The organism is Thalassovita gelatinovora, assembly GCF_001458355.1.
In the GTDB taxonomy this organism is placed as follows: Bacteria; Pseudomonadota; Alphaproteobacteria; order Rhodobacterales; family Rhodobacteraceae; genus Thalassobius; species Thalassobius gelatinovorus.
On sequence record NZ_CYSA01000003.1, the window covers coordinates 27,916 to 42,112 of the forward strand.

At 56.3% G+C, this 14,197-nt stretch carries 9 protein-coding genes; 7 read left to right on the forward strand and 2 right to left on the reverse strand.

Annotated features, from left to right (window positions below; translation table 11 throughout):
* Positions 1-116: 116 nt before the first annotated feature.
* Together TG4357_RS00480 and TG4357_RS00485 are read right to left on the reverse strand one after the other, a co-directional pair.
* The gene (locus tag TG4357_RS00480; protein ID WP_058260911.1) at positions 117-1,295 is read right to left on the reverse strand and encodes an acetate/propionate family kinase; all 1,179 of its coding nucleotides are present in this window, start codon (positions 1,293-1,295) and stop codon (positions 117-119) included.
* Positions 1,296-2,684, reverse strand: coding sequence for a bifunctional enoyl-CoA hydratase/phosphate acetyltransferase (locus TG4357_RS00485; protein WP_058260912.1), 1,389 nt, complete (start codon positions 2,682-2,684; stop codon positions 1,296-1,298).
* Positions 2,685-3,458: 774 nt separating this feature from the next.
* Here TG4357_RS00485 and TG4357_RS00495 point away from each other — a divergent pair.
* The 7 genes from TG4357_RS00495 to TG4357_RS00525 all read left to right on the forward strand — a co-directional run bounded on the left by TG4357_RS00495 (position 3,459) and on the right by TG4357_RS00525 (position 14,190).
* Positions 3,459-5,882 carry a hybrid sensor histidine kinase/response regulator gene (locus tag TG4357_RS00495; RefSeq protein ID WP_368677437.1) on the forward strand — a complete coding sequence of 808 codons (2,424 nt, stop codon included), beginning with the start codon at positions 3,459-3,461 and terminating at the stop codon, positions 5,880-5,882.
* Between the two features lie 232 nt (positions 5,883-6,114).
* The gene (locus TG4357_RS00500) at positions 6,115-7,002 is read left to right on the forward strand and encodes a hypothetical protein (RefSeq protein WP_058260915.1); all 888 of its coding nucleotides are present in this window, start codon (positions 6,115-6,117) and stop codon (positions 7,000-7,002) included.
* Positions 7,003-7,379: 377 nt separating this feature from the next.
* Positions 7,380-9,347: an acetate--CoA ligase gene (gene acs / locus TG4357_RS00505; RefSeq protein ID WP_058260916.1), complete on the forward strand. Its 1,968-nt coding sequence runs from the start codon at positions 7,380-7,382 to the stop codon at positions 9,345-9,347.
* Between the two features lie 3 nt (positions 9,348-9,350).
* Entirely contained in the window at positions 9,351-10,034 is a 684-nt protein-coding gene (locus TG4357_RS00510) for an adenylate kinase (RefSeq protein ID WP_058260917.1), read from the forward strand.
* 59 nt (positions 10,035-10,093) lie between these two features.
* On the forward strand, positions 10,094-10,366 hold the full coding sequence (locus TG4357_RS00515) for a DUF4212 domain-containing protein (RefSeq protein WP_058260918.1): 273 nt from the start codon (positions 10,094-10,096) through the stop codon (positions 10,364-10,366).
* 3 nt (positions 10,367-10,369) lie between these two features.
* Positions 10,370-12,157: a sodium:solute symporter family protein gene (locus TG4357_RS00520; protein ID WP_058260919.1), complete on the forward strand. Its 1,788-nt coding sequence runs from the start codon at positions 10,370-10,372 to the stop codon at positions 12,155-12,157.
* A gap of 209 nt (positions 12,158-12,366) precedes the next feature.
* Complete coding sequence (locus TG4357_RS00525) at positions 12,367-14,190, forward strand: DUF294 nucleotidyltransferase-like domain-containing protein (RefSeq protein WP_058260920.1); 1,824 nt, start codon at positions 12,367-12,369, stop codon at positions 14,188-14,190.
* Positions 14,191-14,197 lie beyond the last annotated feature (7 nt).

Genomic DNA, 14,197 nt, shown 5'->3' on the forward strand with positions numbered 1-14,197 from the left:
CCGTCACAAAGGTGATCCTCCCAAGCGCGGATGTGGGCGCGACCCTAGGCAGATGCCCGGGGGAAGTCCAGTATGCGCGGGGCAGGGGAGCGCGGCCTGCGGGCTGCCGATTGCCCTCAGCCGGTCAGTTTCGCACAAGCGCGTGCGATGACAATTTCTTCATTGGTGGGGATGACCATGACCTTGACCTGTGCGGTTTCGGTGCTGATCACTGGGGCATTGGTTGCGTTTGCTGCGGCGTCGATTTCGATCCCGATCCAGCCAAGCCCGGCGCAGATCCGGTCCCGGATCAGGCTGGAATTTTCGCCGATACCGCCACAGAACACGACCCCGTCCAATCCCTCCAGCGCTGCTGCCAATCCGCCCAGTTCGCGCCGGGCGCGGAAGGTGAAATAATCGATGGCTTGTTGGGCTTGTTCGCTGTCGGAAGACTGTAGCGTGCGCATATCATTGCTGAGGCCCGATAGACCCAGTAAGCCGGATTGCGTATATAATAGCGTGCTGATTCCGTCGGCGCTCAACCCTTCCTGTTGCATCAGGTACAAAAGAACGCCCGGATCGATCTGACCGCAGCGGGTGCCCATGGGCAATCCGTCCAGCGTCGAAAACCCCATCGAAGAGGCCATCGATTGCCCCGCCTTCATGCCGCACATCGAGGCGCCGTTGCCAAGATGCGCCACGACGACCCGCCCGGCGTGAAGCTGCGGCGCGGTCCGCGCCAGTTCTCCCGCGATATAGTCATAGCTCAGTCCATGAAACCCATAGCGCCGCACGCCCTTGTCGTAATAGGCGCGGGGCAGGGCGAAGACGTCGTTGACGAAAGGATGATCGCGGTGAAACGCGGTGTCGAAACACCCTACCTGAGCTGCCTGCGGAAACTCTTGCATCGCAGCGCGCACCGCAGCCAGATTATGGGGCTGGTGCAGCGGTGCGAAGGGTTCAAGTTCCGCGAGTTTTTCGACGCTTTTCGCATCGATCAAGGCTGGGCCGCTGTAGTGCAGCCCGCCATGCACGATGCGATGACCGACAGTGACGATATCGGCTTGCGGTAAATGGTCATTCAGCGCGTTCAAGGCCGTCGCCAAGGCTCCTTGGTGATCCACCACGCCGTCGGTGGGGATTGGGGCGGCGTCGATCAGCCGGACCCCGTCCGGGTTTTTCAACGTCAGTGTCGCCGCACCGCCGATCCGGTCGGCTTTACCGCTGGCGATCAGGCTTGGTTCGACTGCAGACAGGTCGAACAGCCCGAATTTCAGGGATGACGATCCGGCGTTCAGTGTCAGCGCATGGGCCATTCACTTGTCCCCGCTCAGCCGTTGATGATGCAAGGCTGCAACCGCGCAGGATGCCAGCCGTGCCATATCGTCATCAGCGCGGCTGTTCAGGATGATCGGCACCCGTGCACCCAGAACAACACCAGCGGCTTCTGCATGACTGATATAAGTCAGCTGTTTTGCCAGCATGTTGCCAGCATCAAGGTTTGGAACCACCAGAATATCAGCGCGGCCCGCCACCGGTGAAATAATCCCCTTGATACGGGCGGCGGCCAGATCGACCGCATTGTCCATCGCCAAAGGTCCATCGACCAAACCACCGGTGATTTGGCCACGTTCGGCCATTTTCGACAGCAGTGCCGCATCGACCGAAGAAGGCATGTCGGGATTGACCGTTTCCACCGCTGACAACACGCCGACTTTGGGTTCTTCGATTCCCAGCGACAGCGCCAGATCGATGGCGTTCTGACAGATATCTTTCTTGGTCTTCAGATCCGGTTCGATGTTGATCGCCGCGTCGGTCACCAGCAGCAGATGTGACAGCCCCGGCACATCCATCACAAAAATATGGGTGAAACGGCGCCCCATCCGCAGCCCGGTCTGCTTGTCCAGCGCCGGGCGCAGCAGATCGTCAGTATGCAAATGTCCTTTCATCAGGGCCTGCGCCTTGCCGTCATTGACCATCTGCACGCAAAGCCGCGCGGCATCGCGGGGGGTGGGTTCGTTTATGACTTCGATTCCGTCGAGCGAATATCCAAGTTCGGCCGCGACTTTGCTGATCTTGTCGGCGTCCCCGACCAGAATAGGATCGATCAATGTGTGCTGCTGCGCCAGAAGCGCGCCACCCAATGAATTGACTTCATCAGGGCAGACGATGGCGGTTTTCAGCGCTGGCAGTGGTTCGGCCCGCGCCAGAAGTTTTTCAAAATGACGATGACGCTGAACAATCAATCCGGGCAAATCGTGACTGTCATAATGCAGTTTGTGATTGGGGGCCTCGACAGTGGCCATGCCCGAAACCAGCAATTCACCATCGGAAATCCGTTCAACCCGGGTGTCCATCACGACTTGTCGGGTGGCGGCGTCGACCGATTTCACCGTCACCTTGGCGCACAATTCTTCTCCAGCTTGGGCGTGACCGGAAAAATTCAAATCCTGATGATGATAGAGCGTGCCTGCCCCGGGCAGGATATTGCCCAGAACCGCAGAAATCAGCGATGCCAGAAACATTCCCGGTGCCAGTGCTTCGTTCTGGCCATCGCCATCGCCATCGTGATCAAACAGGTGCATTGGATTGTGATTGCCCGAAACATTGGCAAAAACGATCAGATCGTCTTGGGTGACCAGCCGTCGGATTTCGGCGCTGTCACCGGGTGAAAGTTCTTCGAATATTTTGTTTTCAATCAGCATCAGATTCGTCTTTCCGGTCTTGCCCGTGGTTTCGGCGCTTGCTTGCCTGAATTATGACAATCCCTTGCCGGTCAAGCAAAGCCTGTCTATTTCCTGCATGTGACATCTTCGCTGATCTGGATCAGGTTTTCATATGCTGTGGCGGAATTGCCCCGTTACGCTGCGTGATCTGTTCACGACCTCAGTCAAATTGCTGCGGGGTTGCATAGTCACTTATTGGGCTGTCGCGCTTGGGTCTTCAGATTGCGGTCGGCATTCCCGGCCTACATCTGGTCGAACAGTTGCGTGACGGTATCAGGAACGGAGCGACCGGTTCGCTCAAAATACGTTAGGCATTGGTCGCAAAGCCCGCACCATGGTTTAAGATCCTACTCGCCGGACCAAGAAACTTCTGGTCAGCAAAGCCTCAATTGTATTTAGGCAGGAGGTATTCTAATCGGTGACTGTGATGTGCCGATTGGAGAATTCGGCAGAGTGCGGTTCTATAGGGTCGAGTTTGAGTACAAAAAAACGAAATCGGACGGCGTTTCTTTGATCCAATCAGATGTATGTATAGGGTGATCCTTATGACAATTTTACATACTTTTGGGCAGATGCAAGTTTCGTTTGGCGGCGTTTACTCAGAAAAATGCTTTGCATATGATTAAAGTTCATGTGTAGTTTTTTTTGTGATTGGCGCCTAAATTCAGACATGAATGGTCTGATGAGCGCTGTAACTGATTCGTGGGAGACTAAGCGATTAGTTTTGATTGCGTCTTCTGGAAAGATTCGAACCTGAGATTCGTTGCCGGGAATGCCGACTTTGCCAAGGTCGCCGGGCTGCAATCGCTTGCGCAGATTCAAGGTCTGAGAAACGATCAAATCCCTCGGGCAGAGATCGCAGAACTGGAACGCGAAACAGATCGAAAAGTCGTTGAAACCGGCCAGGCAATCGAACACTTTGAATTCGACCTGAAGATCGCGCAGGGACTGCATGTAACATTCAAGATAAGTAAAACGCCTTGCTTTGATGCGGATGGCGCTTTTTCTGGCATTATTACGCACTACAAAGATATTTCGGCCGAACAGGGGTATAAGCGCAAATTCCGCCGTGTGCTGCGTGAACTTGAAATTATCGAATTGATTGCCAGCATCGCCAATAGCGCCGGAAGCGCGAGCGAGTCTTTTGAAAAATCCATGAGGATGATGGCCAAATTCCTCGGGTGGCCGGTCGGTTCATTTTTACGGGTCCAGAAGGAAAAAGGCGAAATACTGCTGGTTCCGACTGGGCAGGACTATGTGGCGGATGAAGAAAGATACGGCTATTTGCGGGAGCTTACCCGAAGTCGTATCTTCCGCCCTGGCGAGGGCCTTCCCGGGGTGACTTATATGCGCGGCGTACCGCAATGGTATGAAAATATCTATGAGCAGGATGATATTCCCATGCTGCGCAGTATAGAAAAACGCGACATTTATTCCGCGCTGATCGTTCCGATTTATGTTGGTTCTGAAATTGTCGCCATTTTGGAATTCTATTCCGACCAAATCATTCCCCGGGATGCCTATCTGTTCGAATTGGTGCATCGTCTGGGGGTGCAATTGGGTCGCGTAGTGGAGCGGGAAAATACCACCAATGCATTGCTACAAAAACGTACCGCAGACGCTGCGAATAAGGCTAAATCGGTGTTTCTGGCCAATATGAGCCATGAAATCCGCACTCCGATGAACGGGATCGTCGGCATGATAGAACTGCTCAGCCGTAGCTCGTTGAACGATCAGCAGATGCGAATGCTGGAAACGATTCAAGATTCTTCGTTTTTTCTTTTGGGGATCATCGACGACATTCTGGATGCTGCCAAGATCGAAGCCGGCCAGTTGAAAATCGAAAAGACCGAATTCGCACTGCTTGATGCAGTCGAACGCACCGCCGAAACCTTGGCCGTGCCAGCGCAGGAAAGCAATGTTACATTCATGATGGAAGTCGATCCGGGCCTGCCTGATTTCGTGTGCAGCGATCCGATCCGGCTGCGTCAGATTTTGCTGAACCTGCTCAGTAACGCGATCAAGTTTTCCAAGCACGATGATGGTCGTCAGGGCCTTGTCAATCTGAAGCTCTCTCCGGTCGAAGGGGAAGACGAGATCTGCTTTGAGGTGCGCGATGAAGGCATCGGGATGAGCCCGAGCACCATTGAGCGGATTTTCAAACCTTTCAATCAGGGCGAAGAATCGACAACCCGTCGGTTCGGAGGCACCGGATTGGGTTTGGTAATCACGCAAAACCTAGTCAATATGATGGACGGGACGTTGACGGTGCAAAGCGAACCGGGAAAAGGGTCCTGTTTCAAGGTGGCGCTGCCAATGGAAGCCGTTCCTGAAAAGCAGACGTTGACCCCGGTCAACGGCGTTCAAATAGTGGTGATGGCCAGAAAGCCGATTTTTCACAATAGAATTAAGTCTTTTTTCGAACAATATGGGGCACGGGTTGAAACGCCTAAGACACGGTCCGAACTGATGGAATATGTCAGAAAGGCAGGGCCGGACACGGTCGTCATTCTGGCCTTGCAAACGATGGCGGAATGCGAAACCTTTAAACAGGCGGTTCAGCAGGAAAATCCAGAATGCCGATTGATATTCTTGGATTCATCACGCCAAAATCCCAAGGGGCTGCTGAATGAAACGCTTTATGTTTCCTATCGGTTCCCGGTACATTTTTCAGACATATTAAGGGGGGCTGCGGTTCTGACCGGGCGGGTTTCTGCGGCAAGTGGTCAAGACGAAGCAGTCCGGGTTCCGGGTCCCAAAGATCAGACCATGCCGATGGAAAAAGACGATGACGCGCATATTCTGATTGTGGATGATAACGATTTGAACCTGTCGGTCTTGTCGCGGCAGATGGAATTGCTGGGGTATTCGTGCGAAACGGCGGTCAACGGTAGGGATGGGTTGGAAAAATGGAAACAAAACCGTCATCAATTGGTTCTGACCGATTGTCAGATGCCGGTGTCTGACGGTTTCGAAATGACCCAGGAAATTCGCAATTTCGAATTTGAAAACTGTTTGAAGCCAGTTCCGGTGGTTGCCATTTCAGCAAGCGCTTTGGTTGACGAGGCCGAACGCTGCTTCAAATCGGGCATGAACGATTATCTGTCCAAACCGGTACAATTGAACGCGCTGCAATCGGTGATCGAAAAATGGAAGGACGGCATTGCCCCACACTGATGATCGCGGCCGATACCTGTAGCATCGAACCGGTGGGCCGGTAATCCATCAATGTTTCCACGATCAAGACGCGGTCGCCCACTGCCTTGGCGGCTTGGAAACTCGGCTGTGCCTGCAACCCGGTCCTGAATGCGACTAACCCTGTTCAAACTCTTGGTGGTGGCGTTGCAGGGGCCTTTGCGCAGTATCAGAAACATGCTAGGCCGAAATCACAGGATACTGGGGATCAGCGATGAAATTGGCTTTTGTCACCATGGTGTGGCGCGACTATTGGCTGTTGGAAAAATGGGTCAATCATAACACTCAATATGTTGAAAAGCGCAACCTTTACGTGATCAATCATGGCGGCGACCCAAAAGTGCATGAGATCGCCGCAGGCTGCAATGTCATTGACATTCCCCGTGATGAGGTCCCGATGGATCTGACCCGCCGCCGCTGGGATCTACTGGGCGGGCTGACCAATGGGTTGCTGGCATTTTACGATCGGGTGATCTGTACCGATGTGGATGAATTGATTGTCTATGTCGGACAGTTGGAGAGTTTGCAGGCGCATCTGGAAACCAGTACTGCCGATACTGTGGCGCTTTCCCCTATTGGTCTTAATCTTATCCCGCGCGAAGAAGGCAATATCGAAGATGGGGTGCTGCGGGCCTATCCCTATGCCATGCTCAGCGCGAAATATACCAAGCCCTGTATCGTCAGGGATCGGGTCTTTTATACGATCGGCGGGCATGGATTGCAGCGCGGCCAATTTACCATTGATCCGGACCTGTTGCTGTTCCACCTGCATTACGTGACGCCGGATTATGTCGATCGCATGGAAGAACGCCGCCAGATCGTGTTGCAGTCGCGCGAACACAATCAGGCACTGGAACAGCCCAAGGAGTTGGGGAAGCGTTACTGGATCAACTGGGCCAAACCGCACACGATCCGCGACAAGGAATTCGGAATTTATGAACGGGCCAGCGACATGCCCGTCGATCAAGGGTTTGAATTGGCCGCCGAAGCGTTGCGCGCGGCGGTCCGCACAAGCGGAAAAAAGGTCGTCGTCGATCACGCTTCGATGCTGGAAACGCCCTATCGGATAACGATTCCCGAACAGATGCGCGACCTGCTTTAGGCTGCTGGCTGGATTGAGAAAGCCCTGATTGCGATAACATTGTATGCCATTGTATGCTGTGCAAATTGTCGCAGGTGGTTCCGTTACGTCACTTGCTGTGGTGAATTCCCATTTTGCCACGATCTGATTTGGGAGCCCGGGTCGATTTCATTGACAGGGACTGATCTGTTTTTACAGGGCGTTTCCTCGATTTCTGGAATATATTTACAAAGCAGATAATAATGAGAGTAATAATTTACATCAAAATCATTGTATTTCATCTACTTATTTCTTTGTTTTCATTTTTTGCTATAATGGGCTTCATCATGTTTGCAGGTCGCATTCATGTGCGGGGCCAAACTTGGTCCCCCGTGTAATACCCAAGGGAGGAGCCTTGAATGACCGCCGGGAACCCAGCTCGAACCATCGAAAAATCTCTGTCCGAAACTTTCGGGGAAACCGCCCATGTTGATGCTGCGCGTTATGACGCGATGTATGCGGCGTCGCTTGCTGATCCCGAAGCGTTCTGGCGCGACCAGGGGCAGCGCGTGGAGTGGATCAAGCCCTTTACCAAGGTCAAGAACACCAGCTTTGCGCCCGGCGCGATCGACGTCAAATGGTACGAAGACGGCACGCTGAACGTTGCCGCCAACTGCATCGACCGGCATCTGGCGACCCGCGCCGATCAGACCGCGATCATCTGGGAACCCGACGATCCCGAAGAAGCCGCCCAGCACATCACCTATGCCGAACTGCACCGCCGCACCTGCCGGATGGCCAACATCCTGGAAGATCTCGGCGTGCGCAAGGGCGACCGGGTGGTGATCTACCTGCCGATGATCCCCGAAGCGGCCTATGCGATGCTGGCCTGCGCCCGGATCGGCGCCATTCATTCGATCGTCTTCGCCGGGTTTTCGCCCGACGCGTTGTCGGCGCGGATCAACGGCTGCGACGCCAAGGTGATCATCACCGCCGACCACGCCCCGCGCGGCGGCCGCAAGACCCCGCTGAAGGCCAATGCCGACGCCGCCCTGCTGCATTGCAAGGACAGCGTCAAATGCCTGGTGGTCAAACGCACCGGCGATCAGACGTCCTGGGTCGACGGGCGCGACTTCGACTATAACGAAATGGCGCTGGAAGCCGACGATTATTCCAAGCCGGCCGAAATGGACGCCGAAGATCCGTTGTTCATCCTTTACACCTCCGGGTCGACCGGCCAGCCCAAGGGCGTGGTCCACAGCACCGGTGGCTATCTGGTCTATGCCGCGCTGACCCATGAGGTCACCTTCGATTACCATGACGGCGACATTTTCTGGTGTACGGCGGATGTGGGTTGGGTCACCGGCCACAGCTATATCGTCTATGGCCCGCTGGCCAATGGCGCCACCACGGTGATGTTCGAAGGGGTGCCGACTTGGCCCGATGCGGGCCGGTTCTGGGCGGTGTGCGAAAAGCACAAGGTCAATCAGTTTTACACCGCGCCGACCGCGATTCGGGCGCTGATGGGCCAGGGCGAAGAATGGGTCAACCGCTATGATCTGAGCGATCTGAAACTGCTGGGCACGGTCGGCGAACCGATCAACCCCGAAGCCTGGAACTGGTATAACGACCATGTCGGCAAGGGCCGCTGCCCGATCGTCGACACCTGGTGGCAGACCGAAACCGGCGGTCACATGATGACGCCGCTGCCGGGCGCGCATGACCTGAAGCCGGGGTCGGCGATGAAGCCGTTCTTTGGCGTCAAGCCGGTGGTCCTGGACCCGCATACCGGTCAGGAAATCGACGGCAACGGGGTCGAGGGTGTGCTGTGCATCGCCGATAGCTGGCCCGGCCAGATGCGCACCATCTGGGGCGATCACGACCGGTTCGAAAAGACCTATTTCGCCGATTACAAAGGCTATTACTTTGCCGGTGATGGGTGCCGCCGCGATGCGGATGGCGATTACTGGATCACCGGCCGGGTCGATGACGTGATCAACGTGTCGGGCCACCGGATGGGCACGGCGGAAGTGGAATCGGCGCTGGTGGCGCATCCGCAAGTGGCCGAAGCCGCGGTGGTGGGCTATCCGCATGACATCAAGGGCCAGGGCATCTATTGCTATGTCACCTTGATGAACGGGGTCGAACCCACCGAGGCGCTCTACAAGGAATTGCGCGCCTGGGTCCGCACCGAAATCGGTCCGATCGCCAGCCCCGACCTGATCCAGTGGGCCCCCGGCCTGCCGAAAACCCGGTCCGGCAAGATCATGCGCCGGATCCTGCGCAAAATCGCCGAAAACGACTATGGCAGCCTCGGCGACACATCGACCCTCGCCGACCCATCCGTCGTCGAAGACCTGATCGAAAACCGGATGAATAAGGGGTAAGACATGGATTCTGTTGTGAAAACCACACCTGCTGTTCTGATCCTTCTGGGACCTCCGGGGGCAGGCAAAGGCACCCAAGCAAGGATTTTAGAGGACAAGTTCGGATTGGTGCAACTGTCCACCGGGGATTTGTTGCGTACCGCCGTGGCCGCCGGGACCGAAGCCGGATTGCGGGCCAAATCCGTCATGGACGCGGGCGGTCTGGTCAGTGATGACATCGTCATCGCCATTTTGCGCGACCGTCTGACCGCGACCGATTGCGTGCGTGGCATCATCCTTGACGGGTTCCCGCGCACCACTGTGCAGGCCGAAGCGCTGGACGATCTGTTGGCGGAGACCGGACAGAAAATCAACGCGGCGATCAGTCTGGAAGTGGATGACGCTGCGATGGTGGCCCGGATTTCCGGCCGTTACACCTGCGCCGGTTGCGGCGAAGGCTATCACGACGCTTTCAAGCAGCCACAACAGGCGGGAATTTGTGACAAATGTGGCGGCACGGAGTTCAAGCGGCGGGCGGATGACAATGCTGCAACCGTCGGCCAGCGGTTGCAGGCCTATCACGCTCAGACGGCCCCTTTGATCGCCTATTACGACAGCAAGGGTGTTTTGCAACGGATCGACGCGATGGGGGACATCGCTGCGATAGCAACAGAGCTTACGACCATGGTCGAAAATGCCATGACGTGAGTTACAGCCCCCGGCGGAACGGACCGGCGGGGTTCAGGAGGAAGAGGAGGACCCGCGAAATGGCGGATCAACACACTGCAAAAGCATCGGATGGAGCCTATTGGGCTGCCAATCTGCGCATCATTCTAATCAGCCTGGTGATCTGGGCCGTGGTTTCGTTCGGGTTCGGCATTCTGCTGCGCCCGTTATTGTCAGGGATCGCCGTCGGCGGAGCCGATCTGGGATTCTGGTTCGCGCAGCAGGGCAGTATCCTGGTATTCCTGGCGCTGATCTTCAACTACGCGTGGCGCATGAACAAGCTGGACCGCGAACACGGCGTGGAGGAGGAATAAGTCATGGATCAGTTTACCATCAACCTGCTGTTCGTGGGCGCGTCTTTCGCGCTTTATATCGGTATTGCGATTTGGGCCCGCGCCGGGTCCACGTCGGAATTTTACGCCGCAGGGCGCGGTGTGCATCCGGTTACCAACGGGATGGCCACGGCGGCCGACTGGATGTCGGCGGCTTCTTTCATCTCGATGGCGGGGCTTATCGCTTTTACCGGCTATGACAATTCGTCCTACCTGATGGGGTGGACCGGCGGCTATGTGCTGCTGGCGCTGCTGCTGGCGCCTTATCTGCGCAAATTCGGCAAATTCACCGTGTCGGAATTTATCGGCGACCGATTCTACAGCCCAACCGCGCGACTGGTTGCTGTGGTCTGTCTGATCGTGGCTTCGACCACCTATGTGATCGGTCAGATGACCGGCGTCGGCGTTGCCTTTGGCCGTTTTTTGGAAGTGGAGAACACCACCGGGTTGCTGATCGGTGCCGTGATCGTGTTCGCCTATGCGGTGTTCGGCGGCATGAAAGGGGTGACTTATACTCAGGTTGCGCAATATTGCGTGCTGATCCTAGCCTATACGATCCCTGCGATTTTCATCTCGTTGCAGTTGACCGGCAACCCGATCCCGGCTCTGGGACTGTTTGGCGATCACGCGGCCAGTGGTGAACCTTTGCTTGCCAAGCTGGATGCCATCGTCAAGGAACTGGGGTTCAGCGAATATACCGCGCATCATGCCGATACGTTGAACATGGTTTTGTTCACCTTGTCGCTGATGATCGGGACGGCGGGTTTGCCGCATGTGATCATGCGCTTTTTCACCGTGCCGAAAGTTGCGGATGCCCGTTGGTCGGCCGGTTGGGCGCTGGTTTTCATCGCGCTGCTTTATCTGACCGCCCCGGCGGTTGGTGCGATGGCGCGTCTGAATATCACTGAAATGATGTGGCCCAATGGGGGCATCAATGGTGGTGCCGTGACCGTTCAGCAGATCGAAAACGACCAACGCTATGCCTGGATGGCAACTTGGGAAAAAACCGGGTTGTTGGGCTGGGAAGACAAGAACGGCGATGGTGCGATCCAGTACTATAATGATCAGAACGCCGATCTTCAGGCGATGGCCGCCGAAAAGGGGTGGACCGGGAACGAGTTGACCAATTTCAACCGTGACATCCTGGTTTTGGCCAATCCCGAGATTGCCAACCTTCCGGGTTGGGTGATCGGTCTGGTCGCTGCCGGTGGTTTGGCCGCTGCGCTATCGACTGCTGCCGGTTTGTTGCTGGCGATTTCGTCCGCTGTGTCGCACGATCTGATCAAGGGGGCGATCAATCCGAATATTTCGGAAAAAAGCGAATTGCTGTCGGCCCGCATCGCCATGGCAGTGGCAATTTGCGTGGCGACCTATCTGGGGCTGAACCCCCCGGGGTTCGCGGCGCAGACTGTGGCTCTGGCCTTTGGTCTGGCGGCGGCTTCGATCTTCCCGGCGCTGATGATGGGGATCTTTTCGACCAAGATCAACAACACCGGTGCAGTGGCGGGCATGTTGGCTGGTCTGATCGTGACTCTGGTCTATATCTTCCTGCACAAGGGGTGGTTCTTTGTTCCTGACACCAACAGTTTCTCGGATGCTGATCCGCTGTTGGGGACCGTGAAGTCGACCTCGTTCGGAGCCATTGGCGCGGCGATCAACTTCGCTGTGGCCTATCTGGTCGCAGGAATGACCAAGGAGACGCCGGAAGAGATCAAGGCCCTGGTTGAAAGTGTGCGCATCCCTCGTGGCGCAGGCACTGCCCAGGATCATTGATCCCAGGATCGGACCTGCCTCCCCGGGTCCGATCCGCAAAACAACATCCCGTCCGGTTTTTCCGGGCGGGATGTTTGCGAATTCAGCTCGATAGTCGAAAGAAGATGGCTGGGCCTTTCGCAGGCATTTCTGATGAAACAGCCCAGTCGGGTTGCGGCCCGGTGGAATTGACGTAAACCTGTTCCTACCTTCTGATTACGGAGCGTCCCATGCCTGCAAGCCTACCTGACCTGCATCGCTTCCTGTCTTCGGTTCATCCCTATGATGCAATGCCGGTAGAGGAATTGGCGCGGCTGGTTGAGGCATTCGAACTTCGCAAGTTCAGTGGTGGTCAGCAGGTCTATGGCTTTGGCGAGACGTTGGAGGGGCTTTATCTGATCCATTCCGGCCAGATCGAAATCAGGGATGAAAACGATGTCCCGGTTTCTCTGCTCGGGATGCGTAACAGTTTTGCCGAACGTGGATTACAGCGCGATGGCATCGCGGCAACCACGGCCCGGGCGCTGGACGATGTGGTGCTGCTGTTGTTGCCGAAAGCAGCCTTCGAAACGCTGATCAAAACCAATGATGCGGCGCGGCGGTTTTTCGATCGGTCGCGTGCGCCTCGACGCAAAACAAATGATCTGGCGACCAGTCGGGTTGATGAATTGATGACTCGAAACCCGGTGATTTGTGTGCCGGATACCACGGTGCAGCAGGCCGCAAAGATCATGCGCGACAAACGGATTTCAGCGCTTTGCGTGACCGAGGGCGAACACTTGGTGGGGATCGTGAGTGTCCGCGATCTGGCGGCGCGTGTGTTGGCCGCGGCGCTGGCCTTGGATACCCCCGTTGGCGCGATCATGACGGCCACCCCTTTGACATTGCCCCCATCTGCCATCGGATCGGATGTGTTGCATGCGATGATGGAGCGCAAGATCAACCATATCCCGATCTGTGAATCGGGTCGATTGATCGGCATGGTCAGTCAGACCGATCTGACCCGGTTTCAAGCCGTGTCTTCGGCCGAATTGGTTTCGGAAATCGCCCATGCCGATACCGCAGAAGACATGGCCACGGTCACGGCCCGCATACCGCAATTATTGGTGCAACTGGTCGGCGCGGGCAACCGGCACGAAGTTGTGACCCGGCTGATCACCGACGTGGCCGATACTGCCACCCGCCGTTTGCTGACATTGGCCGAAGAAAAACTTGGCCCGCCGCCGGTGCCCTATCTGTGGCTGGCCTGCGGTAGCCAGGGACGGCAGGAACAGACAGGGGCCAGCGATCAGGATAATTGCCTGTTTCTGGACGATGCGGTGACGGACGAACAGATGCCCTATTTCGTGGCGCTGGCGCAATTCGTCTGTGACGGGCTGAATACCTGTGGCTATGTCTATTGCCCGGGCGATATGATGGCGACCAACCCGAAATGGTGTCAGCCCGTCCGAATTTGGCGTGAATATTTTCACCGCTGGATCGAACAACCGGATCCGATGGCACAGATGCTGGCCAGCGTGATGTTCGATCTGCGTCCGATTGGCGGTGCGCTGACGCTGTTTGCCGATTTGCAGCGCGAAACGCTGAGCAAGGCCAGTGCAAATTCGATTTTTGTGGCCCATATGGTCGGCAATTCCTTGAAACACACGCCGCCATTGGGTCTGCTGCGCGGGTTTGCTACGATCCGGTCGGGTGAACATAAAAACATGCTTGATATGAAACATAACGGGGTTGTGCCGGTGGTTGATCTGGGGCGCATATATGCGCTGATGGGGCAGGTCGAACCGGTCAACACACGGGCCCGTCTGGAACGGGCGGCCGGGGCAGGGGGGCTTAGCCCGTCAGGTGCACGCGACCTGTTGGATGCCTATGATCTGATCGCCGAAAACAGGTTGGCCCATCAGGCCCGTCAGGTGCGGCGCGGTGCGGCACCCGACAACTATATGGAACCGACGGAATTGTCGGATCTGGAGCGCAGCCATCTGCGCAATGCATTCGTGGTGATAAAATCGCTGCAATCGGCCTTGGGTCACAATCGCAGTGTTGGCGGTTAACTACCGG

What these genes read in the sequence shown, in the direction of transcription:
- TG4357_RS00480 (WP_058260911.1), bottom strand. Translation starts at nt 1,295, where the DNA reads ATGGCCCATGCGCTGACACTGAACGCCGGATCGTCATCCCTGAAATTC.
- acs (WP_058260916.1), top strand. Translation starts at nt 7,380, where the DNA reads ATGACCGCCGGGAACCCAGCTCGAACCATCGAAAAATCTCTGTCCGAA.
- TG4357_RS00515 (WP_058260918.1), top strand. Translation starts at nt 10,094, where the DNA reads ATGGCGGATCAACACACTGCAAAAGCATCGGATGGAGCCTATTGGGCT.
- TG4357_RS00485 (WP_058260912.1), bottom strand. Translation starts at nt 2,684, where the DNA reads ATGCTGATTGAAAACAAAATATTCGAAGAACTTTCACCCGGTGACAGC.
- TG4357_RS00525 (WP_058260920.1), top strand. Translation starts at nt 12,367, where the DNA reads ATGCCTGCAAGCCTACCTGACCTGCATCGCTTCCTGTCTTCGGTTCAT.
- TG4357_RS00510 (WP_058260917.1), top strand. Translation starts at nt 9,351, where the DNA reads ATGGATTCTGTTGTGAAAACCACACCTGCTGTTCTGATCCTTCTGGGA.
- TG4357_RS00500 (WP_058260915.1), top strand. Translation starts at nt 6,115, where the DNA reads ATGAAATTGGCTTTTGTCACCATGGTGTGGCGCGACTATTGGCTGTTG.
- TG4357_RS00520 (WP_058260919.1), top strand. Translation starts at nt 10,370, where the DNA reads ATGGATCAGTTTACCATCAACCTGCTGTTCGTGGGCGCGTCTTTCGCG.